The sequence below is a fragment of the Fluviicola taffensis DSM 16823 genome, assembly GCF_943372375.1.
Classification (GTDB): Bacteria; Bacteroidota; Bacteroidia; order Flavobacteriales_D; family Crocinitomicaceae; genus Fluviicola; species Fluviicola taffensis_A.
On the sequence record NZ_CALRYJ010000006.1, the window covers coordinates 14,804 to 36,614 of the forward strand.

Here is a 21,811-nt window from a genome sequence, read left to right on the forward strand (position 1 = left end):
TTGAGTTTTTCCCACAGATGCACAGATAAAAGCGAACCTACCGGTCTCGCCAATAGCACAAGGCATCCGGTAGGTGCCTATTAAATCTGCGTATCTGTGGGAAATAATATTTCCCAATAAATGCTAATTCCACAATATCTCTGATTCTTTGCGTTCCTGTAAAAGTTAACTATGCGAAATGAAATCTTCCAACCGTTTTTCCATTACTCAACGCCTCAAAAGCTTCAAATACGCATTTGCAGGTTTGAAAACACTCTTCATTGAAGAACACAATGCGCGGATCCATCTGGTTTCGGCTGTGATTGCAATTGGTTTGGGTTTTGCATTGAAGATCTCTCTGAATGAATGGATTTCATTAATCGTGGTGATGGGTTTGGTATTCATTTGCGAGTTGATCAATACCTCTTTGGAAGCCATGGCCGACTTCGCTTCTCCTGAAAAACATCCTCAAATCAAAAAAGTAAAAGATCTGGCAGCGGCCTCCGTACTAATTAGTGCAGTGGTTGCGTTGTTAGTTGGAATCATCATTTTCTATCCTAAAATTACCGAAGCATGTACGCACAACTAATCAAAAATAACCGCCTTCAAATTGCCCTGTTCATGGGCGTTTTATCCATTATCTGTTTTGGATTGTCCCTTTTCCGAATGGAATATTCCGGAACAAAACATTTTCTCTTTTTGAACTGGAACTTGTTCCTGGCATTTGTGCCGTGGTTATTCACGGTTATTTTGACTATGAGTCCGAATCTGCAGAAAAGCCGTTGGGCTGTTTTTGGAATGCTGGGAGTTTGGTTGTTGTTCTTCCCGAATGCATCTTACATTCTAACGGATCTTTTTCACCTGAGTCACAATTCTTCCATGCCGATCTGGTTTGATCTGGTATTAATCTTATCCTTTGCCTGGACCGGTTTGCTTTACGGTTTTCTGAGTTTGTGGAATCTGGAAGAACTGATGGAGCAATTCCTTTCCTCAAAAGTCATTACAGCGTTATCCGTTTTTCTCTTATTTGTAAGTGGTTTTGGGATTTACATCGGAAGATACTTGCGTTGGAACAGTTGGGATATCTTGCATCATCCGACCAAACTCATGGGCGATATCGGAGACCGGCTCATTAATCCCTTCGACCATACCCGAACTTGGGGAGTGACGGTTTTCATGGGCTTGTTCCTGACCATGTTGTATTTTACGTTTAAATTTTTGAGAAGGAATAGGTTTAATTGATTCATTCATGATAAAGTATTACGATATCAGCGAAACTGGAACTAATCTGGTTTGGTTTTTCTGGATTGGTTTAACAGTCCTGATAACCACTGTTGCGATTTGGTTCTATTTGATGATCAAGGGAAAGTCTTTAGGAAGCAAGCTTCGAATGGGACTCTTTATTTTGATTTCGTTTATTTGGACGATGGTTATATGGATTAATTCAATGAGACATTATCTGGATGCAAAAGAAGCTTTGGAAGAGGGAGCGGTTGGAGAAATATCTGGAATTGTGGAGAATTTTGTCCCGATACCTCCCGGAGATCATGGAAATGAATCATTCTCGGTAAAGGGAATTTATTTTGAATACTCTCCTGCAGAAATAAATTTCGGTTTTGATAAGCCTCAATCCCATGGTGGTCCGATTGATGAAGGAAAATATGTTCGGATCCAGTATTTTGATGGACGAATTTTAAGACTTTGGATAAAGAAGTAGGAGTGAATCAATTACTTCTATCTTTGAATTGGAAATTTGCTTCAATGAAATACTTACTGATTGGCTTTTTAATCTCCTCTTTTGGAACAGCATTCACTCAAAATGAAACCTACTATGATCAGGTGTTTGATTCCGTTGTAGCAAGAAATGAGCAGAAGGGAGGTATTACCTTCTTTGAATCGGAATTAAAGAAATATCCGAAGAATGAATTCATTCTGCGTTCATTGGGAGCTTTGAATTTGCAACTCCGGAATCTGAAGGATACCAAATTCTATTATGAAAAGGCATTGGCTGTAAATCCGGAATGCGCGAAATGTTATTTCTATATTGCCGATGCATACGCCAGTGAACAAAACCTGAATGCAGCCTACCAAGCTATTGAAAAAGGACTGAGCATTAATTCAAAAGAGCCTTTGCTTTACCTGCTGCGCGGTAAGTTTAAACTTTATGAGGGAAATGAGATTGGTGGATTAAATGATCTATCCAAAGCAATCCTGATTGATCCGAACGGAATAGCTTATTACATGGAACGTGGAGACTATTTCCTCAGGAAAGGGAATTATTTTTCTGCGAAAAGGGATTTTTTAAAGGCGCAGGAAATTGATCCGAAGAATCTGAATGTATACAATTACCTGGCGCAGATCTATACGTACGAAAATGATTATCCCAATGCTTTGAGTTCGATTAACAAAGCCATTGAAATCGATTCAGCCAGCACAAAATCTTTGTTGACAAGAGGAGAAGTGTATATGATAATGGAAGATTCTCCCAATGCTATTCAGGATTATCAGCGCGTCATTCGACTGGATCCGGAAAATTATCACGCCTATTATTACCTGGCGGAGGCTTACTATAAACAGGAACGAATGGATGATTTTTGTACGGAAATCTCCAAATCCATTCAATTGGTCCAAAAAGAAGAGCAGGTTGATAAGGCATTTTACACCTATTTATTGACCCATCAACAGGATGTTTGTGATAGTTTGAGATCCAGTTATTTCTATCAACGGGGAATTGCCCAATTCAATTTGGAGAAGCCACAAGAAGCAATCAACTATTACAATCGGGGAATAGCGAAATTTCCAAATGAGTATATGATTTATTCTTTCAGGGGAAATGCGCAGTTGAGCTTATTAAAGAATCGGGAAGCAATCTCGGATTATCAAAAAAGTCTGATTCACATTGATGAGGTTGTTCAGGAGCTAATAAAGAGCCCAAATTATGCCTCAGTTGCTTCAAAGGACTCGTTGGGATTGGCAATCAATGCCTTTAAATCTTCTACCTATATCTCTTTGTCGTTCTGCTATTTCAATCTGGATAAAACGGATTCAGCATTAAGCTGTATTGATCTTTCTATCACGCATCAACCGAACATGAAAGAATACCATGTGGCAGATGCTCAATTCATGAGAGGAATTCTGTTGATGGATAAAAGCAGGTATGACGAGGCCGGAAAGGCTTTCAAGCTTGCTTCTGATTTATCACCGGAATGGTCCATTTGTAAGGATTATATTGCGCTTTCATTGATTGCTCAGGCAAAATCAATTCCAATTTACAGGAATAAATTTCAAATAAAGACCTTGATCGATTTGGCTGAATTGCATTGGGATTTACCTCCTAAAATCACGAAGGAATCGCTATATTTCAATCAGGCACTAGAATATTTGGAATCTTCCGTACGCATAAATCCCTCCGATTATTTTGCAATCTATTTACGCGCCTATGTGAATCGTCAATTAGGTAGGGCATCTGCTTGCCAAGATTTTAAACGGGCAAACCAAATGGGATATCCGGTAGAATTGAACTATCTGAAAGAATGCAAGTGATAGGAAGTTCGACAAAATCTAAGGATTGGTTTAATTAGTCAGGCTTAAAGAAAAGCCAATCATTGTAATAAAAAGTAAAAAGGGCAAAGTGAATTGCTTTCATTATGCTATAGATTAATAATGAATAGTCATCTCTCCATCCGTAATTTGCGGACAACTTCCATCACAGTCATCATTGTAAAGGAGTACTTCAAAAGTGCAGTGTAACACTTTGGTGACTGTATCATTTGAGAGTACCGTTAATGTACTATTTTCCCATCCGAAATAATTAGAGGAATCCTGAATATGGATCATAGAGAAATATTCTGATCCCCCGGCTTCTGATACATAGGTACCGGGAACAATTGACCGTTTAACGAATAATCCATAGGTATTATTCTCAGCTTGTTGATAAACCATGTAAGTTTCAACAGCAAGTGCATCTTCATCCACTTGAGATACAAAAATATAGTTCGGAGAATAGGATACTCCATCTTTCTTCAATGTAAAACTGTTCGGATTTGCAGGTGTATTGGTGCTTTTAGATATTTCTTTCTTGCAACTTGAGAGCAGTATTGCACCAATAAAAAATAGATTTATAAGGAAGATTTTCATAAATGATTTGTTGATTCGATGATTGAAAATACAATAAATTATTGAAAATAAAAGTGTTGCTGGCTCGAGAGGGTAATTTTAACTATTCATTTTTCCGTTTCTCGATTAACTCTCTTATCTTTACCAAACTTTAGGGGTGCCCGTGACATACGGACTGAGAAATACCCTTTGAACCTGATTTGGTTAATACCAGCGTAGGGAAAAGTGATGATGATCTCTCATTGGTCATTCCTAAAGTAATTAATGCGTATTGGAATGACAATTACAATCAATAATAAACAAGTTGAAGTGGTAGCGCAGGAAGTGCTGCAACAAATCGTGTTTGACCAGATGGGAGAAAACCCGAAAGGAATCGCCGTGGCCGTTAACGGACAGGTGATCCCAAAAGATTCGTGGATTGAAATCAAAGTCAGTGAGAATGACGATATTTTAATAATTAAAGCGACGCAGGGCGGGTAATCCTTTCCTCCCTTGAGGGAGGATCAAGGAGGGTGGCGTGTGAATTAGAATTTCCACCTCCCTTTATCCCTCCTCAAGGAGGGAGATATTAAATTAAGTACGACAAAACTCAAAAAAAAATATGAAGAAAGCAGATCAAACACCAAAAGAAGGAAGCCTTACGATAGGAGCTATTTCAGGATCTCAGAAGGTCTACGTATCTGGTAAAATCCACGATATTAAAGTTGCGATGCGTGAAATTACGCTGACACCTACCAAACATGCAAACGGAAGAATCGAAGAGAATCATCCTGTTACGGTTTATGATACAGGTGGTGCGTATACGGACAATAACGCAGTGATTGATGTCAAGAAAGGATTGCCGCGTATTCGTCAGCAATGGATTCTGGATCGTGGAGATGTGGAAGAGTTGACAGATGTGAGTTCGGATTATGGAAAAGAACGCAAGAACGACGAGAAATTGGATGCATTGCGTTTTGAACACATCAGCAGACCTATGCGGGCAAAAGCCGGAATGAATGTTTCCCAATTGTATTATGCAAAACAAGGAATCATCACTCCGGAAATGGAATACATTGCCATTCGTGAAAATCAACGGTTTGATGAATTGAAACTTCAATTGAATGGGAATTATGAAGCGATGACCGCTCAGCACCCGGGTGAGAGCTTTGGTGCGAATACGCCGAAAGGATTCATTACACCTGAGTTTGTTCGGGATGAAATTGCTGCAGGACGTGCCATCATTCCAAATAACATCAATCACCCGGAATCTGAACCGATGATTATTGGTCGTAACTTCCTGGTGAAAATCAATGCGAACATCGGGAACTCTGCTGTTACTTCCTCCATTGAAGAAGAAGTGGAAAAAGCAGTTTGGGCTTGTCGCTGGGGCGCTGATACGATCATGGATCTGTCGACAGGTAAGAACATTCACGAAACACGTGAGTGGATTATCCGCAATTCACCGGTTCCGATTGGAACAGTGCCGATTTATCAGGCTTTGGAAAAAGTGAATGGAGTAGCTGAGGATTTGACATGGGAGATTTTCCGTGATACCTTGATTGAGCAAGCAGAACAAGGAGTTTCATACTTTACCATTCACGCTGGAGTTTTGTTGCGTTACATTCCACTAACGGCTAAACGTGTTACAGGAATCGTTTCGCGTGGTGGTTCCATCATGGCGAAATGGTGTTTGTCTCATCATAAAGAAAACTTCTTGTATACGCATTTCGAGGATATTTGTGAAATCATGAAAGCATACGATGTGGCGTTTTCTTTGGGTGACGGATTGCGTCCCGGATCATTGGCAGATGCTAACGATGAGGCACAATTCGGTGAATTGGAAACTTTGGGTGAATTGACAAAAATTGCCTGGAAACATGATGTGCAGGTGATGATTGAAGGACCTGGACACGTTCCAATGCATATGATCAAGGAAAATATGGACAAACAATTGAAAGAATGTCATGAGGCACCTTTTTATACACTTGGACCATTGACAACGGATATTGCGCCGGGATATGATCACATCACTTCTGCAATTGGAGCAGCTATGATCGGTTGGTTCGGAACAGCGATGTTGTGTTATGTGACACCAAAAGAACATTTGGGATTACCGAATCGCAAGGATGTGAAAGATGGTGTCATCACTTATAAATTGGCTGCACATGCTGCCGACTTGGCGAAAGGACATCCGGGAGCTCAATACCGCGACAATGCCTTGAGTAAAGCGCGTTTTGAATTCCGTTGGGAAGATCAGTTCAATCTGTCTTTGGATCCGGATACTGCTCGTGAGTTTCACGATGAGACACTACCTGCGGAAGGAGCAAAAGTAGCTCATTTCTGTTCGATGTGCGGACCGAAATTCTGTTCCATGAAAATCACACAGGATATTCGTGATGCAGCAGAATCCGGAATGTTTGAGAAATCGGAAGAATTCAAGACCAAAGGAAGTCAAATTTATTTGTAATGCTGATTGTCATTTCCGAATCTGATTTCAGACCTCAGGAAGCAGCCATTGTGAACGAGTTGTTTCAAGCTGGTTTGGATTTGTTTCATATCCGGAAATACGATGCAAGTGAAAAGGAACTTTCCGAACTGATAGCTCAAATTGAACCGGAGTATCGACAGCGATTGGTGTTGAATCATCACCATGAATTGGGGATAAATTTGGGTTTGAAACGCTTTCATTATTCGGAAAGAGATCGAACCGAATGGCAAAAAACGAATTGGAAAGGAATGAATTCGGATCGGATTTATTCCACTTCCGTTCACAGCATGGAAGAGTTTAACAACTTGCCGGATCATTTCTCCTACGCGTTTTTAAGTCCTGTTTTTGACAGTATTTCGAAATCGGATTACAAAGGAGTGAAGTTTGATTTGACGAAGCGTCAGAATAAAGCAACAAAATTGATCGGCTTGGGTGGAATCCAGTCAGATAATGTAGCCCAGGCGATCCGAATGGGATTTGAAGGAGTGGCATTGTTGGGAGCGATCTGGAATTCGGATAATCCGGTGGAATCATTCGTAGATACGCGATTTCCCGGTTTCCCCCTTGGGAGGGGGACTAAGGGGGAGGACGTTTAAGAGTGATTTAAATAATGAAAACAATGAAATACAAACATCCCATAGTTCTTAGTATTGCCGGTTTCGATCCCACGGGTGGAGCTGGGGTGCTTGCAGATGTAAAAACCTGTGAGCAACATGCTTGCTTGGGAATGGGGGTATTGACTTCAAATACGATTCAAACGGAAACGGAGTTTCTAGCAGTTGATTGGTTTGATAGAAAGTCAATTATCAATCAGTTGATGCCTATTTTACAGACATACGAAATTTCAGCTGTGAAAATTGGGATCATAGAGAACCTGGATTCATTAGTGGAAGTCATTACGGTCGTGAAATCGGTATTTCCTAGGATTCCGATCGTCTGGGACCCGGTTTTGTCCGCTTCATCCGGATTTGAATTGCACGCAAGTTGGAATCAGGAATCACTGGATCAAATTCTGGGAATGATCGATCTGATTACCCCGAATGTCAATGAAGTAAAACGGATTGCCCGGATGGAAGATGAAATAGAAGCAGGATTTCATTTAGCCCGATTGACTCGTGTATTATTAAAAGGAGGACATAGTTCTGAACGCCTGGGAGTTGATTTACTATTTGAAGAGGGCGTTCCAAGAGAAATACCTTCGAAATCGGATTCAACGGATCTTTCCCCAAAGCATGGTTCCGGTTGTATCCTTTCAGCTGCAATAGCTTCCAATCTGGCTCACGGAAAACACTTGTTTGAAGCGTGTCAGGAAGCAAAACAGTATATCGAAAAAAGATTATCAAGTAACGAACATTTATTAGCATATCATGTTGAATAGAATCCAGTACATTTCTCACGGAGACACCGTTGAAGAGCAGAAAAAAAACATTTTGGATGCTTTGGAGGCTGGTTGCAAGATGATTCAGGTCCGTTTCAAAAATGGCTCGAGACATGCGGTTTTGGAAGTGGCGACACAGGCTCGCGTTTGGTGCACTTACGGAAATGCGGTTTTAATCATCAATGATTCAATTGAAATCGCCCGGGAAGTGGACGCTGATGGCGTTCATTTGGGACTGACGGATTCTTCGGTGGAAGAAGCTCGAAGAATACTGGGACCAACAAAAATAATAGGAGGTACTGCCAATACCCTGGAAGATGTTTTACAGCGAATCACCGAAAAATGTGATTACGTCGGATTGGGACCATTGCGCTTTACATCAACAAAAGAAAAACTGAGTCCACTTTTGGGATTTGAAGGGTATCAAAGAGTCGCAAAAGAATTGGATATGCTCGGATTGTCCATTCCTATTTATGCAATTGGTGGAATTGTCCGAAACGACGTGGAGTTATTGAAAAAAATAGGGGTTTATGGAATTGCTGTTTCCGGAATGATTTCAGATTCGGCAGATAAAATGACCCTCATAAGTGAAATTGAACAAAAATTGAGTTATGCTTAAAATAGCAGATAGAGAATTTAAGTCGCGATTGTTTTTGGGAACAGGAAAATTCGGTTCCTCCAAACAGATGGAAGAAGCTGTTTTGGCTTCCGGATCGGAACTGGTCACTGTGGCGTTGAAACGGGTAGACCTGGAAACGGAAACAGACGACTTGCTAGCGCATTTGAAACACACACATATCAATTTGTTGCCTAATACTTCTGGCGCCAGGAATGCGAAAGAAGCAGTTTTCGCTGCTCAATTGGCGCGCGAAGCGATGGAGACCAATTGGTTGAAATTGGAAATTCATCCGGACCCACGGTATTTGTTACCTGATCCGATAGAAACCTTGAAAGCGACAGAGGAATTGGCTAAGTTGGGTTTTGTTGTTCTTCCATACATTCATGCCGATCCTGTGTTGTGCAAACGCTTGGAAGATGTGGGAACTGCGGCTGTCATGCCTCTAGGAGCACCAATTGGAACAAACAAAGGATTGAAAACCGTTGATTTTTTGGAGATAATTATCGAACAAAGTCGCGTTCCTGTGATTGTTGATGCCGGAATTGGAGCCCCATCTCATGCAGCTTATGCTATGGAATTGGGAGCTGATGCAGTTTTGGTAAATACTGCAATCGCAGTTGCAAAGAATCCTGTGGAGATGGCTTTGGCTTTCAAAATGGCTGTGGAATCAGGAAGAATGGCTTATGAAGCAGGTTTGGGGGCGATTTCACGTTCGGCAAATGCTTCAAGTCCACTGACAGGATTTTTGAATGTGTAAGCACGCGAAGCATCGCGTGCATACTTAATATTCAAAAAATAATAAATGCAAAATGGATTTCAAAACACTTTTTCAAAATACCAATTGGGATGAAACCAAAGCATCCATCTACGCAAAAAATGCGTCGGATGTGGAGCGCGCCTTGTCTTCTAAAAAGAGAAATTTAGAAGATTTTAAAGCATTGATTTCTCCAGCTGCTGAACCGTATTTGGAGCAGATGGCACAAGAAAGTCATGCGCTGACCAAAAAACGTTTTGGAAAAACCATTCAGCTTTATACTCCCATGTATCTGAGCAATGAATGCAACAATATCTGCACGTATTGCGGATTTAGTTTCGACAATAAAATTCGCCGTAAAACATTGACGGATGAAGAAATTTTACAAGAGGTAGCTTATCTGAAAGCACACGGATTCAATCATATTCTGTTGGTTACCGGAGAAGCAAACCAGACCGTTCATGTTCCTTATTTCAAGCGGGTCATGGACCTGATTCGAAACGAATTTGCCAATATTTCAATAGAAGTTCAACCTTTGGAAGAAGCCGAATACGGTGTTTTGCATGAAGCTGGAGTGTATTCGGTATTGGTTTACCAGGAAACATATCATCAGGATGTTTACAAGGCATATCACCCGAAAGGGAAGAAGTCTAATTTTGAGTATCGTTTGGATACACCGGATCGTTGCGGAAGAGCTGGAATTCATAAAATCGGCTTAGGAGTTTTACTCGGCCTGGAAGATTGGCGCACGGATTCGTTTTTTTGTGCCTTACATCTGGATTATTTGCAAAAAGCCTATTGGCAAACCAAATATTCCATCTCATTTCCGAGGATGCGCCCGGCAGAAGGAATTATTGAACCCAATGTGATTGTCGGAGATCGTGAACTAGTGCAGTTGATTTGTGCATATCGCTTGTTGAATGAAGACGTGGAGCTATCGGTTTCCACCCGTGAATCGGAGCATTTCAGGAATCACATCATTCCTTTGGGAGTGACGACTATGAGTGCTGGTTCTAAAACCAATCCGGGAGGATATGTAGTGGAACCGGAATCATTGGAGCAATTTGAAATCTCTGACGAGCGTTCGGTGGAGGAAATAGCCAAATTGATTCAAGACGCAGGTTACGAAGCTGTTTGGAAAGATTGGGATCGCAGTTTCACTTCCTCCTCCCTTGAGGGAGGAGCGAGGAGGGTGGCAGAAAAAAGTGTATCAACCGAATAAATATGCATTATGTTTAGTCCGAACGAAGCGAAACGCTATGCGAAACAAACCATTCTGGATGAGGTTGGGTTAATTGGTCAGGTGAAACTCAAGAACTCGCGTGTCGTTGTAATCGGTGCCGGAGGATTGGGTTGTCCCATTATCCTATATTTATCTTCGTGCGGAGTAGGAACAATTGGAATTGTAGATTTCGATGTGATTGAGCATTCCAACCTGCACAGACAAGTTTTGTACACGCCACAAGATGTTGGAAAGAAGAAAGCGGAGGTTGCCAAAGAAAGAGCATTGGCTCAAAATCCGGATACCATCATTGAGATTTTTGATTGTGCCTTAAATGATGACAATGCAGAGTTCATTCTTTCACAATTTGATTTGGTGATAGACGGTTGCGACAATTTCCTGACAAGATACATTGTCAATGACACCTGTGTGGAACTGAATAAACCCCTGGTTTATGGAAGTATTCTGGGTTTTCAGGGTCAACTGGCTATTTTCAATTGCAACGGAAGTAAAAATCTGAGAGACCTTTTCCCGGAACCACCCAATGCCGAAGACGTTCCAAATTGTTCCGATAACGGTGTTTTGGGAGTCGTTCCTGGTGTGATTGGTACCTTGATGGCAAATGAAGCCTTGAAATGCATCCTGGAATTGGAGATCAACCTCAATACCTTTCATGTTTTCGACTTACTGAGTTTGGAAATGACGAAGTTGAGGTTTTAAGTCTAACCAGCGGTGGGTGAACACTGAATGGCTCTTTCAGGAGGTTCATGTTTTTTGGGTTAAGAGAAAGAACAAGTAAAATGGGGGAGAATCGGAGGTAGAGGTTTTTTACCACACCCTTGTCTGTAGCTAAATTTTCTTCTTCTCCCCCTTACGTTTAACTTCTTAGAATTAATCGATTCATTGGTCTTGTTGCACCTATGAAACCTATTGAACAATGATTCTGATCTCTTTACCTTGCTCTGTTCTGATTGTATAAACCCCTTTTGCAAAATCATCCATCTGAATGGTTGAGAACTGACCGATCTCTTTACGTAGTATCAATCTTCCCGATAAATCAAAAAATTCAATAACATGATTACCTTTTTTGTCAAATGAAAGGTAAAGGTCCCCGTTTACAGGATTGGGATACGCTACGAGATAATCCTCCTGGTCCAGATTAACGGAGCGGATTCCTAGAGAATTAACCGCCCCGTTATTGTCTGTTTGTATCAGCCTGTAATAATTAACTCCGTTAAAAGGAGAAAAATCAGTCAGCTCATAGGTATTTGTTTCTGTAGTTGTTCCGGCACCATTCAGTGAACCCAAAGAAGTCCAGGAAGATCCGTTCTGACTTTTTTCAATGGTAAAATAATCACAGTTGAATTCGGATTCCGTTACCCATGTCAAATCTACGGTACGGGAAGTATTCAGTTCAGCTTTGAATTCTGTTATTTCAACAGGTAGAGGAGTCAGTGACGTGATGGAAGCCAGCGTGAAAAATGGTGTTGCACTGCTGATCGTCACCCCTGAAAATTCTACCCTGCTTCCATTGATGACAGCACCTGAATAGATAGTGGCATTTGTCCAGTCAATTCCATCATTGTCAACAAGCAATCGTAAGTTAGAAACCGGCGTGTAGGCAACAAGCATACTTGTTTCATAGCCCACCGTAACATTTTGCGCAAAATTCGTGAGCTGTCCTTTCCAAACGCGTTCGATGTGACCATAAATACCAGCCGGTAAATTTGCAAAACACACCGGATTTGTGGTGATTTGATTCAACAGACCGTTATTTCCCCAGATAAGAAATGACTGGTCAGAACTAAAACTAGCTGCATTGGTTGCATTGCTGCTTGCGATTGACACAAGTCCAACAGTTACGGGCTCATTGTTGTTTACACTGATAGACTGTTTCTGGATGAGTGCGGAAGCATCATCACGCCCGATTCCGGCAATGTCAAAGTTAAAGCCTGAGTTGGTTGTTTTGTTCCAAATGGTGGTAGCATTGGAGGAAAGGTAGTTGTATGTTGCGGTTGTACCTGTATTTCCACCACGAGTAAGTCCGTACTTGATAGCCAGGTAACTTTCTATTTTATTCAGATTTGCCGCAGAGGGTGTTGACGAATAAAGGATCACTTCTCCGATATTGGCATCTGTATCTTCTCCACCGGAGTTGTTACGACCCATGTACAGACCGCTACTGATACTTGGCGAATACGTAATGTCGTTAGAATTGGATGCTGTTAATGCTACTGAATTTTTGCGTGTGAGCATTGTTGCACCGCTACCTGTTACAGTAGTCATACAGGCGCTTAAACCAGAGTATTCAGTAGGTGCTACCCAGTCAAATGTCCAGCCATTTATACTTGCGTCAGAAGATTGTGCACGAAAACCTGGCTTAAACTGATGTCGGTAAGCAGACAAGTTGGATGTGTAAGTCATACCTGTAAAATCGTCGACACTGTTATCGCTGACAATAAAATAGCTGCCGGATGAGGTCATCAGGTCGGTTGCAGTGGAAGCGTTTCCCAGCGTAGTATTAGATGCAGCTACGAAATCGATTCGGGGATTGTAATTGAATAATCGCGGACTTGTTGCACCTGAAATAACTCCGGGCTGCTGTGCTGCAGTTCCTTGTGTGATCGGCCATGTTCCCGCAGAACCCGCAGAACTGTTCCAGGATGAAACACCTGTTCCCATGGTGATGCTGGACGTATTGTCCGACTTATACCAAACGCTCAGTCCGGATGAAACACCACCCGGTGAACCGGCACAGGCAACGATTGATCTTGAACCGGCAGGATTTGTAACTGTTGGAGTTCTTACGGTTCCTACAGTCAAACTCGTACATTGTGCATCGACGACATTACCAATAGTGGAAGTGGCATTATTCATGTCGTAAGCAATCCAGAAATAATTGGTTCCTGAAGTCAATACCTGACTTCCGTTTACCGTTATTGCTCCGGAAGCAACCGTAGTTCCAGCACCATCAAATGGAGAACTTGACGAAAAGGTGCCGGAATTTCCGGTATAGTATACATGAATAAGGGAAACATCATTGGTATTGGTTCCCGGAATTGTAGATCCGGTCATGTTGAATATGATTTGTGTCAATGACAACGGACCGGTGCAGCCGGAAGTCACAATTTCTACACGAAGTATATCCTGCGCTGCATTACATTTCTCAACTCCATTAGTGGAAGACTGAATGGATGTACTGGAAACATAGGACATTGCAGCCGGTGTAAATGCATAGGTTTGAGCTACTGCGGGTTTTACAGTTCCTGCAAATCTGCAGGTTGCGGCATTTGTTCCTCCTGCAGTAGTGGCACTCCAGTTGGTTGTTGTTGTGCGGTTGTTGAAATCCGCATTGGTCAACCCCCGGATACCGACTTGTATTTCAGGTGTTGTTGCTGCGTTGGCAGTGATAGTACCACCATATACAATGCGGACAACATTTGTTGCATAGTTCAGACGTACCTGGCAGGTAATCCGTTCACCGGTTATTCCGAAACGTCGTATGTCTCTCCATTGAACAACATATTCGTTGGAAGCAGTTAGGTCTTGGACACGAACTTCAGGTGTACCCGTAGTTGCTTCCTGTAAATCTGCTCCAAATGCGGAAACAATCCCCGAACCATCTGATGAGCTGATGGGGGTGTAAGTATTCGAGGCTGGAGCGGAACCAAATGAAATGAAACCGTTAGAAGATACGTAAAGCTGAGTATAGGCGACACAATTGAAGGTAAAGGAAGGAATCGTAATAGCACTGGATATATTGTCGTCAAATGTAGCGGACCACAAAACTGTTCCTCCTGTCAAATTTGTAAAAGTTCCGGCAGATTGTGTCACTGTATTCGAACTTACCTGTCCGAAAACAGGAAACCCCAAAAAGGAAACCAACGCAAGGGTAATGATTTGAAATTTCATAAAGTCAATTGTAGTTTTCAACAAAACAAAGCCATTTGATGAAAAGAACCTGCTTATTTAGTCCGACAAAACCCCGACAAATAACAAAACCCCTCTGACATTAAGGGGTTCAGCATTAGTTAACACTTACAACGATTATCTTACAGAATCGAAGTTAGATTGATTTAATAAGTGTATTCAGTTCTTTGGATTGCTCGATAGACAGCTTTTTGCGAAGCCTTAAGTCCGTTCGTTTGACAGAATCAGTAGAAATCCCAAGTAGCCTGGCTATTTCAAAAGTAGAAAGGTCCATGCGTATGAGGGCAGCTAAGCGCAAATCGGCTTTGGATAAGGAGTCTGCCAACTTTTGAAAATTGTCGAAAAAGCCGGGATTCAATTTCTCGAAGAGTTTCCGGAATACATCCCAATCGTCTTCCGTAAGCAACTTAAAGGATTGTAACCGGTTGGATAAAGCTTCCCTTTCCGCAACGGTGAGTTGGTTTTCGGAATCTTTGTTGAATTGCTCGATTTCGGATTGTAGCTCTTGCACGAGTTTATTTTTTTCGCTCAGGTTCGAAAGCACCTGATGCATTTGTTCTTCAATGTTTGTTAGCTCGTCCTCCGCTCTCAGTTTTTGAAGCACCAGTACTTCTTTTTCTTTTCTTCTTCTGAGCACGATCTGTCTCAGAATGATAATCAATCCTACAATGACGAAGCAACCGATAACTGCGAGTAGGAGGAATCGCTGTTCTACACGTTTTTTTTGTGCATCGATTAGTTTCAGTTGCGCCTGCTTTTTCTGAAATCGAATTTGAAATTCCGTATTGTGAAAGTTTTCAAGGTTCTGCCGCTGATTGATACTGTCCTGATAGGAGAGATACAGTTTCTGATTGTCGTAGGCCATCCGGTAATCATTCGTTGACTCACCAAGCATCGTCATTGCTTTGTAAAACGCCAGTTCGGAATACATTGCATGAACGTGTGTTCTCATAAGCTCCTGCGTCTGCTTGAGTTTCATTGCGGCACTATTTCTGTTATGTGCCCGAACATCCAATTCTGCCAAAAGCGCAAGCGCATTGATTGCACTTTCCCACTGACCGGTTTCACTGCTTATCTTAAAGTCTTTGGAAACCAGTTCACGTGAGCGTTTAAAGTTGTTTTTAGTGTAGTAATAATTGCCGAGATTTCCGGAAAGGACACCGATCCAATCCATTCGGTTATGCTTTCTTGCCAGTTTCAGCGCTCGCTCGAAATAACGTTTACTGAGAGCTTCGTTCTTCTCCCGGTAGATCAATCCGATTGCATTAAAGGCACCAATCTCAATCTGATAGGATGCGGAACCATTGATCAGAATTCGAAAATGTTTTTCGGCCATTGAATAACGCCGAAAACCGAGATAAACCATTCCAATCCGGTTGTGAAATTCATAGAAAAAAGGGATCTGTTTTGCCGGCTTGTTTTTTAAAAGGTCTTCCGTCTTGATGAGGTAAACAAAAGCTTCGTGCGGAAAACCGTTGAGATCGAGGTTCTCTCCAATCCTGAAACATACTTCCGCGTATCCGTTCTGTTTTTCCGTTTTGGCTTGCAGTTCGCAAAAATCGAGGAATGCAATCCATTCCTGATCTGCAAAAAACTCTTTTTTACCCCATCTGGAAACAAGTGTCAGGCTGGTTTTTGTTTTGTCGCCTTTGTTCTTAGCTAATGTTAGTTCATAAACCTTCCTGGCTGACGGCAGGTTCATATCTCCTCCTGATGCATGAATCAAAGGAGAACAGAATAATAAGAAGAGACCTGTAACTAATAAATTTTGCACTATGCTGCTGATAACAAATGCAAAACTAGGAACTTTTTTGAATGTTTTCGGATTAGTTCCCTGCGAAACTGGTAAAGCTAGTTTCACCGATTTTGGAAGTTAGGAAATAACGGTTCGCAAAAAGAGGAAGTTTTTTGTCGGTATAGAATAGGAGACTTTGAGATGTTTGGTTAGAATCTGAAATCAACCTCAACACCTTTCCTATTTGCTAAGCTTGGAAATGACGAAGTGGAGGCTTTAAAAATCACTCATTATTCCCAGCTTCACTTTCCAAACGCAGCCAATACTGTTTTTTGGAACTTTCGCCTCTAACTTCCACTGCATCCGGAATATTATCCTCAAAGAAATACGTGATTTCGTTAGTTGGCAGAAATACTTCCAATGATGAATAAGGAACTATTTCATAGTCTCCGTTTGCACTGACATTATTAACGTTGTCGGTGTAGATAATCTCTTCCAGAATCAATTTGAATTCTGATTTGTTTACAATATTGGCACGATCCCAGCGGCTTGAAGAAACAGAAATTGTTTTTCCATTTCCCAATTGCTGCTTGGTACTTCCAATCAAATAAAACTGTTCATAAACAAGATCCTTGTCAATGAGGTAGATTTTGGAACAGGTAAACTGCACAGCACTGAAACCTATGATTCCTGCGATAATGCTGATGACCGTTTTCTTTTTGGATTCCAAACGTTGTTTTATCAGGTAAAAACAACCTGCGAACAAGATAATTCCTGTTCCAAAACGGATGATATCAAAAGTAGTAGGCGATAGTAACATGAGCTATTTCTGATTTTTATAGCTTTCCAATTGCAATCCGCGAAGGAAATTACGTAAAAACTGGTCTCCACAAACCCGGTAGTGTGCGTGTTTCGGATCTCTGAAGAATGCATTCAGTTCGGGTTTTCCAATGCGGATGTCAGCCGTCTTCAATGTTTCGATGATATCATCATCCTTGAAATTTAGGGCGATGCGCAACTTTCTGAAAATGATATTGTTGGTTAGCTTTTCTTCCGCTTCCGGAATCACTCCATCTTTCAATCCTCTTCGTTCAACAATAAACCCGTTTAAAAGTGCAGCCAATGGTTGATCCGGCATTTCCTTGAATCCTTCGTATTGCTCTTGTTTCATCCAGGCAAAAATATCCAGAGGAGAAACGATGAATTCCACCGATTTGAAAAGGTCTCCGATTTTCTCCTCATCCCATTGGTAAATTTTGCGAAGCTTGTAAAAGATGTAATTGTTATCCATGTGGCAAAGTTACCAATTTTAAACTATCTTTCATTTGAAGTATTTTTGGAATTCCAGTTGTCAACATGAAAGAAATCATCTTAATAATCACCTGTATCGTTTCCCTTGCCGGTAAAGCTCAGCAAGCTCTGAATGATTCTATCCCGATTCCTCCTTTGAATCAACAGGTATTGGACACTGCTGTCAAGTATGGCAGAGTGATTTCCCCAACTTATGAAAGTGCCGTTTGTACTGAATTTGTGATAGGTGTTCTGGGACATTTCATGGGGCTGACTTCTCAAGACACCATAAATATCCGAATTGACCAGCCACGAGAAAATCTGAAAGAAGTTTATCGGCAGATTGAAAATGGTTCTCCTTATCCGACCGGTGTTGTTTATGCACTGGTTTCAAAAGGAAAAGGAGTTGAAATATGTGATCCCAATCAAGTATTACCAGGAGACTTTGTACAGTTTTGGTATCCCAATTCTTGGGGACATTGTGGCATTGTTGCAAAAATGGATTTGGAGAACAAAGTATTGTGGTTGCATTCCTCGTATCCAAGTACGGAAGGTTATGGAGTTCAGCCCTTCCACATGCCTGAATACAGTCATTTTGTGAGACTCAAAGAGTAGAAAGCAATTTAGTTTTTGATAAATACTTGTTTTCCTAAATGATTTCCGGTTTCCATTTCAACCAATTCGAGAACATACCATCCGGCTGCTAATTCGGATAAATCAACAGACTGATTTGCAAGCATCAATTTTTCCTGATACAATAAAACGCCCAGAGAATTTCTGACCATCAATCGACAAAGCTGATTACTTGAGTTTTCAACTGTCAACTTGCCATTTCCGGGATTCGGATAAATGCTTAGGAAATTTGCTTCATTTTCATCCAATGAACCCAGGAAGTCAACACAACCAAAATAGGTGTTTAAGGTTCCGGTTTCACTCATTAAGTTTAAACTGGTAACTGATCCGGCAGCACCCACGCTTAGTGATGTTAAAGGGGAATTTGTTACAGGAACATTGATTGCATTTGCCGATCCATTTTCATTCAGACAAAGAGAAGCAGACAAAGTGCTATCCATCCGGATGATCGAAGAATGATCAAAAGAATTGAAATTTTTAATGCCATAAAGTGGACCGGTTCCCAAAACATAAATCCCTTCATTTTCCCGCTTGATTAGATCGGTTGGGCAAAATTGAGGATATAACGTGGAAAAGGAACTCGAACCAACTACTGTTTTTAAGATGATGGCATTCGGGGCATGAATTTCACCGGAAGATAAGACTACTGTGGAATCCTTAATTATACAGATTTCGGCTTCGTTATTAGACGAGTTGTAGTAGCTATATGTGTTTAATGAGTTGAATTGACCGGATTTATCAATAGAGGTAATTGCCAATCCATAATTATAACTCGTTGGTATCCAAATGGATTGCGTTCCTTGTTCCCCTTTTGCGAAAGTGGCGTTATTCATCGAGTTGGTCCAATAAATATTTCCTGTTTTACTGCAACAAATGATGATTGCTTTCGGTTCTTGGAATGGCGTGTTTTCAGAGCCGATAAGTACCATGCTTGTATCCGAAATTTCTAAGACACCCGTAAAGGAAAAATATCCTGCAGAACTGGTTAATGTAAATGAATTCAGTGTGTTTCCATTTCGGTCAATCTCAAAGAAAGCTGCATTAAATTCCTCCATGTCAACTCCTACTGCTAAATAAGTAGAATCAGCTGATTCAGATACGTCCGTCAAATTAAATGAATTCCCGTTTGTTCCTTTAAGCTGTTTTGACCAGATGATTGAACCTGTTGAATCTACTTTGGTTAAGTTACCGACCCATTTATTCGTTGAATTTAAAAGACTGCTTCCGCATAGTACAAACTTGTCATCGAAACTAGTAATGACTTGATCGAAATGTGTTTGATTATTATCATTGGAAACGCTGTAATATTGATTGTACAGAATAGTTCCCAGACTATCTAAATAGGTAAAGAAGCCTTGTGTTTGTGTTGACCCTGTTTGACCAATGTGATGGTACTTATCCAAAGAACCTGATTCTACATAATAATTATTGGTTGTACTGACAATCACCTTTGAATAAAGCGAATCTTGCGCATAGGAAGTGGTGCTTATGATCAACAAGAGGAGAAGAAGGATTTTCATAGGTTTATGATTAAGTGTTTCAATGATAAAAGTAACTCTTTTTAGTGATAATTGAAATTTTAGCAAATGTATTGGGGGTAAATCTAACTAATTGATTTTTATTCACTAATTCGAATCAAATTCATTGAATACAATGTATTTTTGCAGAAAATTCGAACTTTCGTGAAACAATTCTTTAAAAGCAGATGGTTTAAAATACCATTCTATACCCTGACTTTTGCATTTGCTGCAATTGGTTTCTTCTTAACGGTTTCTTACGCTGCCATTCAGATGGGATGGACAAAAGAAGGAGGTATTGTGGATTCCAACAATCGCTACTTCCAGGAGATGCAGGATAAATACAATCAGGACTTCAAAGTGGATAGTGCTACCATGGTTCAGAAGCGTTACGAAGCAATGGAGCGCATCATCGTTTTGAATGAGTTTTATCCGCAAAATGCACAATACATTCTTTCCGTTTTGCAAAAAGGAACGGATAGCTATGAAGTGATCCGCATGTTGGATGCGGTGGATTTGCAGTTGAAGGAAAATAAATCGTATCAGAAAGCATTGTCGAAAATCAAATTCAATGCAAAAAGAACCAAGGAAGTGACGACCTTAAGTGCGTTTGAATGGATGAATATCGCTGAGTGGAAAACATTTAAGGAAGCGGTTTCAAAAGATAAAAAACTGATCGATTCTGTTGCCCGTCAAACAGGAGTTGAAGGAAGATTGATTGTTTCCTGCCTGGTCGGGGAGCAAATTCGCCTGTTCAATTCTTCCCGTGAAGCATATAAAAAATGGATAGGACCATTGAAAGTACTTTCCGTGGAATCACAATTTTCATTCGGTGTGACCGGAATCAAAGAATTGACGGCAAAGAACATCGAACAACACCTGAAAGACCCAGGCAGCATTTATTATTTGGGACCTCAATACGAAGGGTTGTTGGATTTTCAGGGACAAGATACCGCAACAATCAATAAGGAACGCATCGACCGCCTGACCGATTTCCATAATCACTATTATTCTTACATGTATGCAGCTTTGTTCTTGAAGCAGGTGAAAGTTCAGTGGGAAAAAGCAGGTTTCCCTATTGATAAACGTCCTGAAATTTTGGCGACACTATTCAATGTCGGATATCCTCAATCAAAACCAAAGTCGAATCCTAGAGTAGGAGGTTCTACAATTAAAATCTATGAAACACCCTATTCTTTCGGAGCAATTGCCTACCAGTTCTATTATTCCGGCGAGCTTTTTGAGTTATTCCCATTTGAAAAAAAGAAGTTTGATTGGAATGAGAAAACTTAGTACGGGAATCGTTACACTTGTTTTATTGGGTTCGAGCTGGGCTTTTGGTCAGGATCGGACAGATACGCTTTATAAACGTCCGAAAGATACGATGGACTTGGTTGTGAAGTGGAAGCAGATCGGTAAAGGGGTTCATTTTTGTGAAACGGATGCACCGGTAAGGTCCATTATGGGAGATTCCAAACTGACAATCCTGAAAATAAATCCCAAGCAAGTGGAGTTTGATCTATTCACTGCTTCAGCAATGGATAGCTTGTCAAAACCCGTTAATGTCTGGGCCGATACCATGAATTTGAATATTGTTTTCAATGCCGGAATGTATGATCTGGGAAAACCATTAATCAGCAGGGGATTATTGAAAAATGGAAATCACGATAATCAATTCAGTTACAAGGAAGGATGGAATGTCATGTTCGCTATCAATCCGCTGGATTCTGTCAATGCACCGGATGCCGTGGTTTATGACATGCAGTGCATCACTTTCGATTCGATACGGAATAAATATGCAAGTTTCGCTCAAGGATTGCGTATGCTGGATTGTTCCGGAAATCCGATGAACTGGAAGAAAAATCAATCGTGCAGCATGTTGGTTTGTGCGCATGACGATCAGGAAAATCTGATTATCCTTTTTAATCGTTCTCCTTTCTCCCAGAATCAGATGATTGGGTTCATGAAACAGTTTCCAACTCCGTTACACAATGCGATTTACATGGAAGGAGGACCGGAAACCAGTTTATACGTCAATATCGGTGATTTTTGTTTGCAGAAGGTGGGAAGTTATGTTTCAGGAACTTATCCCAAAGACACCAATGAAACGTTCTGGCGATTACCCAATGTGATTGGGGTGCGGGTGAAAAATAAGTAGCTGCGCGATT

Annotated in this window: 21 protein-coding genes and 1 riboswitch; of the genes, 15 read left to right on the top strand and 6 right to left on the bottom strand. The window is 41.0% G+C overall.

All coding sequences use genetic code 11. From position 1 onward, the window contains the following. Positions 1-178 precede the first annotated feature (178 nt). The 4 genes from AAG807_RS10200 to AAG807_RS10215 are packed head-to-tail and all read left to right on the top strand — an operon-like array spanning position 179 to position 3,522. Complete coding sequence (locus tag AAG807_RS10200) at positions 179-568, top strand: diacylglycerol kinase family protein (protein WP_341903232.1); 390 nt, start codon at positions 179-181, stop codon at positions 566-568. After that, on the top strand, positions 553-1,221 hold the full coding sequence (locus AAG807_RS10205; RefSeq protein WP_341903235.1) for a DUF1361 domain-containing protein: 669 nt from the start codon (positions 553-555) through the stop codon (positions 1,219-1,221). Before AAG807_RS10200 ends, AAG807_RS10205 begins: the two co-directional genes overlap by 16 nt. 7 nt (positions 1,222-1,228) lie before the next feature. Beyond that, entirely contained in the window at positions 1,229-1,696 is a 468-nt protein-coding gene (locus AAG807_RS10210; RefSeq protein WP_341903238.1) for a hypothetical protein, read from the top strand. A 44-nt stretch (positions 1,697-1,740) separates the two neighbouring features. Further along, positions 1,741-3,522 carry a tetratricopeptide repeat protein gene (locus tag AAG807_RS10215; RefSeq protein ID WP_341903241.1) on the top strand — a complete coding sequence of 594 codons (1,782 nt, stop codon included), beginning with the start codon at positions 1,741-1,743 and terminating at the stop codon, positions 3,520-3,522. Positions 3,523-3,636: 114 nt separating this feature from the next. Here AAG807_RS10215 and AAG807_RS10220 read toward each other — a convergent pair whose 3' ends face one another. Beyond that, positions 3,637-4,116 carry a hypothetical protein gene (locus tag AAG807_RS10220; protein WP_341903244.1) on the bottom strand — a complete coding sequence of 160 codons (480 nt, stop codon included), beginning with the start codon at positions 4,114-4,116 and terminating at the stop codon, positions 3,637-3,639. Between the two features lie 122 nt (positions 4,117-4,238). After that, a riboswitch (TPP riboswitch) is annotated at positions 4,239-4,334 on the top strand. Positions 4,335-4,371: 37 nt separating this feature from the next. On the opposite strand from AAG807_RS10220, the gene thiS reads away from it, so the two are divergent. The 8 genes from thiS (at position 4,372) to AAG807_RS10260 (ending at position 11,258) form a co-directional block, all read left to right on the top strand. Beyond that, a complete protein-coding gene (gene thiS / locus AAG807_RS10225) occupies positions 4,372-4,575 on the top strand; it encodes a sulfur carrier protein ThiS (RefSeq protein ID WP_341903246.1) in 204 nt (67 codons plus the stop codon). Between the two features lie 121 nt (positions 4,576-4,696). Continuing rightward, entirely contained in the window at positions 4,697-6,544 is a 1,848-nt protein-coding gene (gene thiC / locus AAG807_RS10230) for a phosphomethylpyrimidine synthase ThiC (RefSeq protein ID WP_341903249.1), read from the top strand. Next, positions 6,544-7,161, top strand: coding sequence for a thiamine phosphate synthase (locus AAG807_RS10235; RefSeq protein ID WP_341903251.1), 618 nt, complete (start codon positions 6,544-6,546; stop codon positions 7,159-7,161). Before thiC ends, AAG807_RS10235 begins: the two co-directional genes overlap by 1 nt. A gap of 14 nt (positions 7,162-7,175) precedes the next feature. Further along, positions 7,176-7,943 carry a hydroxymethylpyrimidine/phosphomethylpyrimidine kinase gene (locus AAG807_RS10240; RefSeq protein ID WP_341903253.1) on the top strand — a complete coding sequence of 256 codons (768 nt, stop codon included), beginning with the start codon at positions 7,176-7,178 and terminating at the stop codon, positions 7,941-7,943. Next, positions 7,933-8,562, top strand: coding sequence for a thiamine phosphate synthase (thiE, locus tag AAG807_RS10245; protein WP_341903255.1), 630 nt, complete (start codon positions 7,933-7,935; stop codon positions 8,560-8,562). Before AAG807_RS10240 ends, thiE begins: the two co-directional genes overlap by 11 nt. Further along, positions 8,555-9,319 carry a thiazole synthase gene (locus AAG807_RS10250; RefSeq protein ID WP_341903258.1) on the top strand — a complete coding sequence of 255 codons (765 nt, stop codon included), beginning with the start codon at positions 8,555-8,557 and terminating at the stop codon, positions 9,317-9,319. Before thiE ends, AAG807_RS10250 begins: the two co-directional genes overlap by 8 nt. Positions 9,320-9,371: 52 nt before the next feature. Beyond that, positions 9,372-10,538: a 2-iminoacetate synthase ThiH gene (gene thiH, locus AAG807_RS10255; protein ID WP_341903260.1), complete on the top strand. Its 1,167-nt coding sequence runs from the start codon at positions 9,372-9,374 to the stop codon at positions 10,536-10,538. A gap of 9 nt (positions 10,539-10,547) precedes the next feature. Beyond that, positions 10,548-11,258 (top strand): HesA/MoeB/ThiF family protein, encoded by a 711-nt coding sequence (locus tag AAG807_RS10260; RefSeq protein WP_341903263.1) that lies wholly within the window; start codon positions 10,548-10,550, stop codon positions 11,256-11,258. Between the two features lie 207 nt (positions 11,259-11,465). Here the strand turns inward: AAG807_RS10260 and AAG807_RS10265 are convergent, their stop codons facing one another. The 4 genes from AAG807_RS10265 to AAG807_RS10280 form a co-directional block, all read right to left on the bottom strand. Then, positions 11,466-14,450, bottom strand: a complete 2,985-nt coding sequence (locus AAG807_RS10265; protein ID WP_341903265.1) for a BNR-repeat neuraminidase N-terminal domain-containing protein — start codon at positions 14,448-14,450, stop codon at positions 11,466-11,468. Between the two features lie 154 nt (positions 14,451-14,604). Further along, entirely contained in the window at positions 14,605-16,242 is a 1,638-nt protein-coding gene (locus AAG807_RS10270) for a hypothetical protein (protein ID WP_341903267.1), read from the bottom strand. 244 nt (positions 16,243-16,486) lie between these two features. Then, entirely contained in the window at positions 16,487-17,023 is a 537-nt protein-coding gene (locus AAG807_RS10275) for a hypothetical protein (RefSeq protein WP_341903269.1), read from the bottom strand. 3 nt (positions 17,024-17,026) lie between these two features. Continuing rightward, complete coding sequence (locus AAG807_RS10280) at positions 17,027-17,494, bottom strand: DUF1456 family protein (RefSeq protein ID WP_341903271.1); 468 nt, start codon at positions 17,492-17,494, stop codon at positions 17,027-17,029. Between the two features lie 65 nt (positions 17,495-17,559). On the opposite strand from AAG807_RS10280, the gene AAG807_RS10285 reads away from it, so the two are divergent. Continuing rightward, a complete protein-coding gene (locus AAG807_RS10285; protein ID WP_341903274.1) occupies positions 17,560-18,108 on the top strand; it encodes a hypothetical protein in 549 nt (182 codons plus the stop codon). 8 nt (positions 18,109-18,116) lie between these two features. Here AAG807_RS10285 and AAG807_RS10290 read toward each other — a convergent pair whose 3' ends face one another. Next, positions 18,117-19,646 carry a T9SS type A sorting domain-containing protein gene (locus tag AAG807_RS10290; protein ID WP_341903277.1) on the bottom strand — a complete coding sequence of 510 codons (1,530 nt, stop codon included), beginning with the start codon at positions 19,644-19,646 and terminating at the stop codon, positions 18,117-18,119. A 162-nt stretch (positions 19,647-19,808) separates the two neighbouring features. Here AAG807_RS10290 and AAG807_RS10295 point away from each other — a divergent pair, with 162 nt between their 5' ends. Both AAG807_RS10295 and AAG807_RS10300 read left to right on the top strand, forming a co-directional pair. Further along, entirely contained in the window at positions 19,809-20,936 is a 1,128-nt protein-coding gene (locus AAG807_RS10295; RefSeq protein ID WP_341903279.1) for a hypothetical protein, read from the top strand. Continuing rightward, a complete protein-coding gene (locus AAG807_RS10300) occupies positions 20,923-21,801 on the top strand; it encodes a hypothetical protein (RefSeq protein ID WP_341903282.1) in 879 nt (292 codons plus the stop codon). Before AAG807_RS10295 ends, AAG807_RS10300 begins: the two co-directional genes overlap by 14 nt. Positions 21,802-21,811: the final 10 nt, after the last annotated feature.

Excerpts from the sequence above, each read along its gene's own strand:
- AAG807_RS10200 (WP_341903232.1), top strand. The coding sequence starts at position 179 with ATGAAATCTTCCAACCGTTTTTCCATTACTCAACGCCTCAAAAGCTTC.
- AAG807_RS10205 (WP_341903235.1), top strand. The coding sequence starts at position 553 with ATGTACGCACAACTAATCAAAAATAACCGCCTTCAAATTGCCCTGTTC.
- AAG807_RS10210 (WP_341903238.1), top strand. The coding sequence starts at position 1,229 with ATGATAAAGTATTACGATATCAGCGAAACTGGAACTAATCTGGTTTGG.
- AAG807_RS10215 (WP_341903241.1), top strand. The coding sequence starts at position 1,741 with ATGAAATACTTACTGATTGGCTTTTTAATCTCCTCTTTTGGAACAGCA.
- AAG807_RS10220 (WP_341903244.1), bottom strand. The coding sequence starts at position 4,116 with ATGAAAATCTTCCTTATAAATCTATTTTTTATTGGTGCAATACTGCTC.
- thiS (WP_341903246.1), top strand. The coding sequence starts at position 4,372 with ATGACAATTACAATCAATAATAAACAAGTTGAAGTGGTAGCGCAGGAA.
- thiC (WP_341903249.1), top strand. The coding sequence starts at position 4,697 with ATGAAGAAAGCAGATCAAACACCAAAAGAAGGAAGCCTTACGATAGGA.
- AAG807_RS10235 (WP_341903251.1), top strand. The coding sequence starts at position 6,544 with ATGCTGATTGTCATTTCCGAATCTGATTTCAGACCTCAGGAAGCAGCC.
- AAG807_RS10240 (WP_341903253.1), top strand. The coding sequence starts at position 7,176 with ATGAAAACAATGAAATACAAACATCCCATAGTTCTTAGTATTGCCGGT.
- thiE (WP_341903255.1), top strand. The coding sequence starts at position 7,933 with ATGTTGAATAGAATCCAGTACATTTCTCACGGAGACACCGTTGAAGAG.
- AAG807_RS10250 (WP_341903258.1), top strand. The coding sequence starts at position 8,555 with ATGCTTAAAATAGCAGATAGAGAATTTAAGTCGCGATTGTTTTTGGGA.
- thiH (WP_341903260.1), top strand. The coding sequence starts at position 9,372 with ATGGATTTCAAAACACTTTTTCAAAATACCAATTGGGATGAAACCAAA.
- AAG807_RS10260 (WP_341903263.1), top strand. The coding sequence starts at position 10,548 with ATGTTTAGTCCGAACGAAGCGAAACGCTATGCGAAACAAACCATTCTG.
- AAG807_RS10265 (WP_341903265.1), bottom strand. The coding sequence starts at position 14,450 with ATGAAATTTCAAATCATTACCCTTGCGTTGGTTTCCTTTTTGGGGTTT.
- AAG807_RS10275 (WP_341903269.1), bottom strand. The coding sequence starts at position 17,023 with ATGTTACTATCGCCTACTACTTTTGATATCATCCGTTTTGGAACAGGA.
- AAG807_RS10280 (WP_341903271.1), bottom strand. The coding sequence starts at position 17,494 with ATGGATAACAATTACATCTTTTACAAGCTTCGCAAAATTTACCAATGG.
- AAG807_RS10285 (WP_341903274.1), top strand. The coding sequence starts at position 17,560 with ATGAAAGAAATCATCTTAATAATCACCTGTATCGTTTCCCTTGCCGGT.
- AAG807_RS10290 (WP_341903277.1), bottom strand. The coding sequence starts at position 19,646 with ATGAAAATCCTTCTTCTCCTCTTGTTGATCATAAGCACCACTTCCTAT.
- AAG807_RS10300 (WP_341903282.1), top strand. The coding sequence starts at position 20,923 with ATGAGAAAACTTAGTACGGGAATCGTTACACTTGTTTTATTGGGTTCG.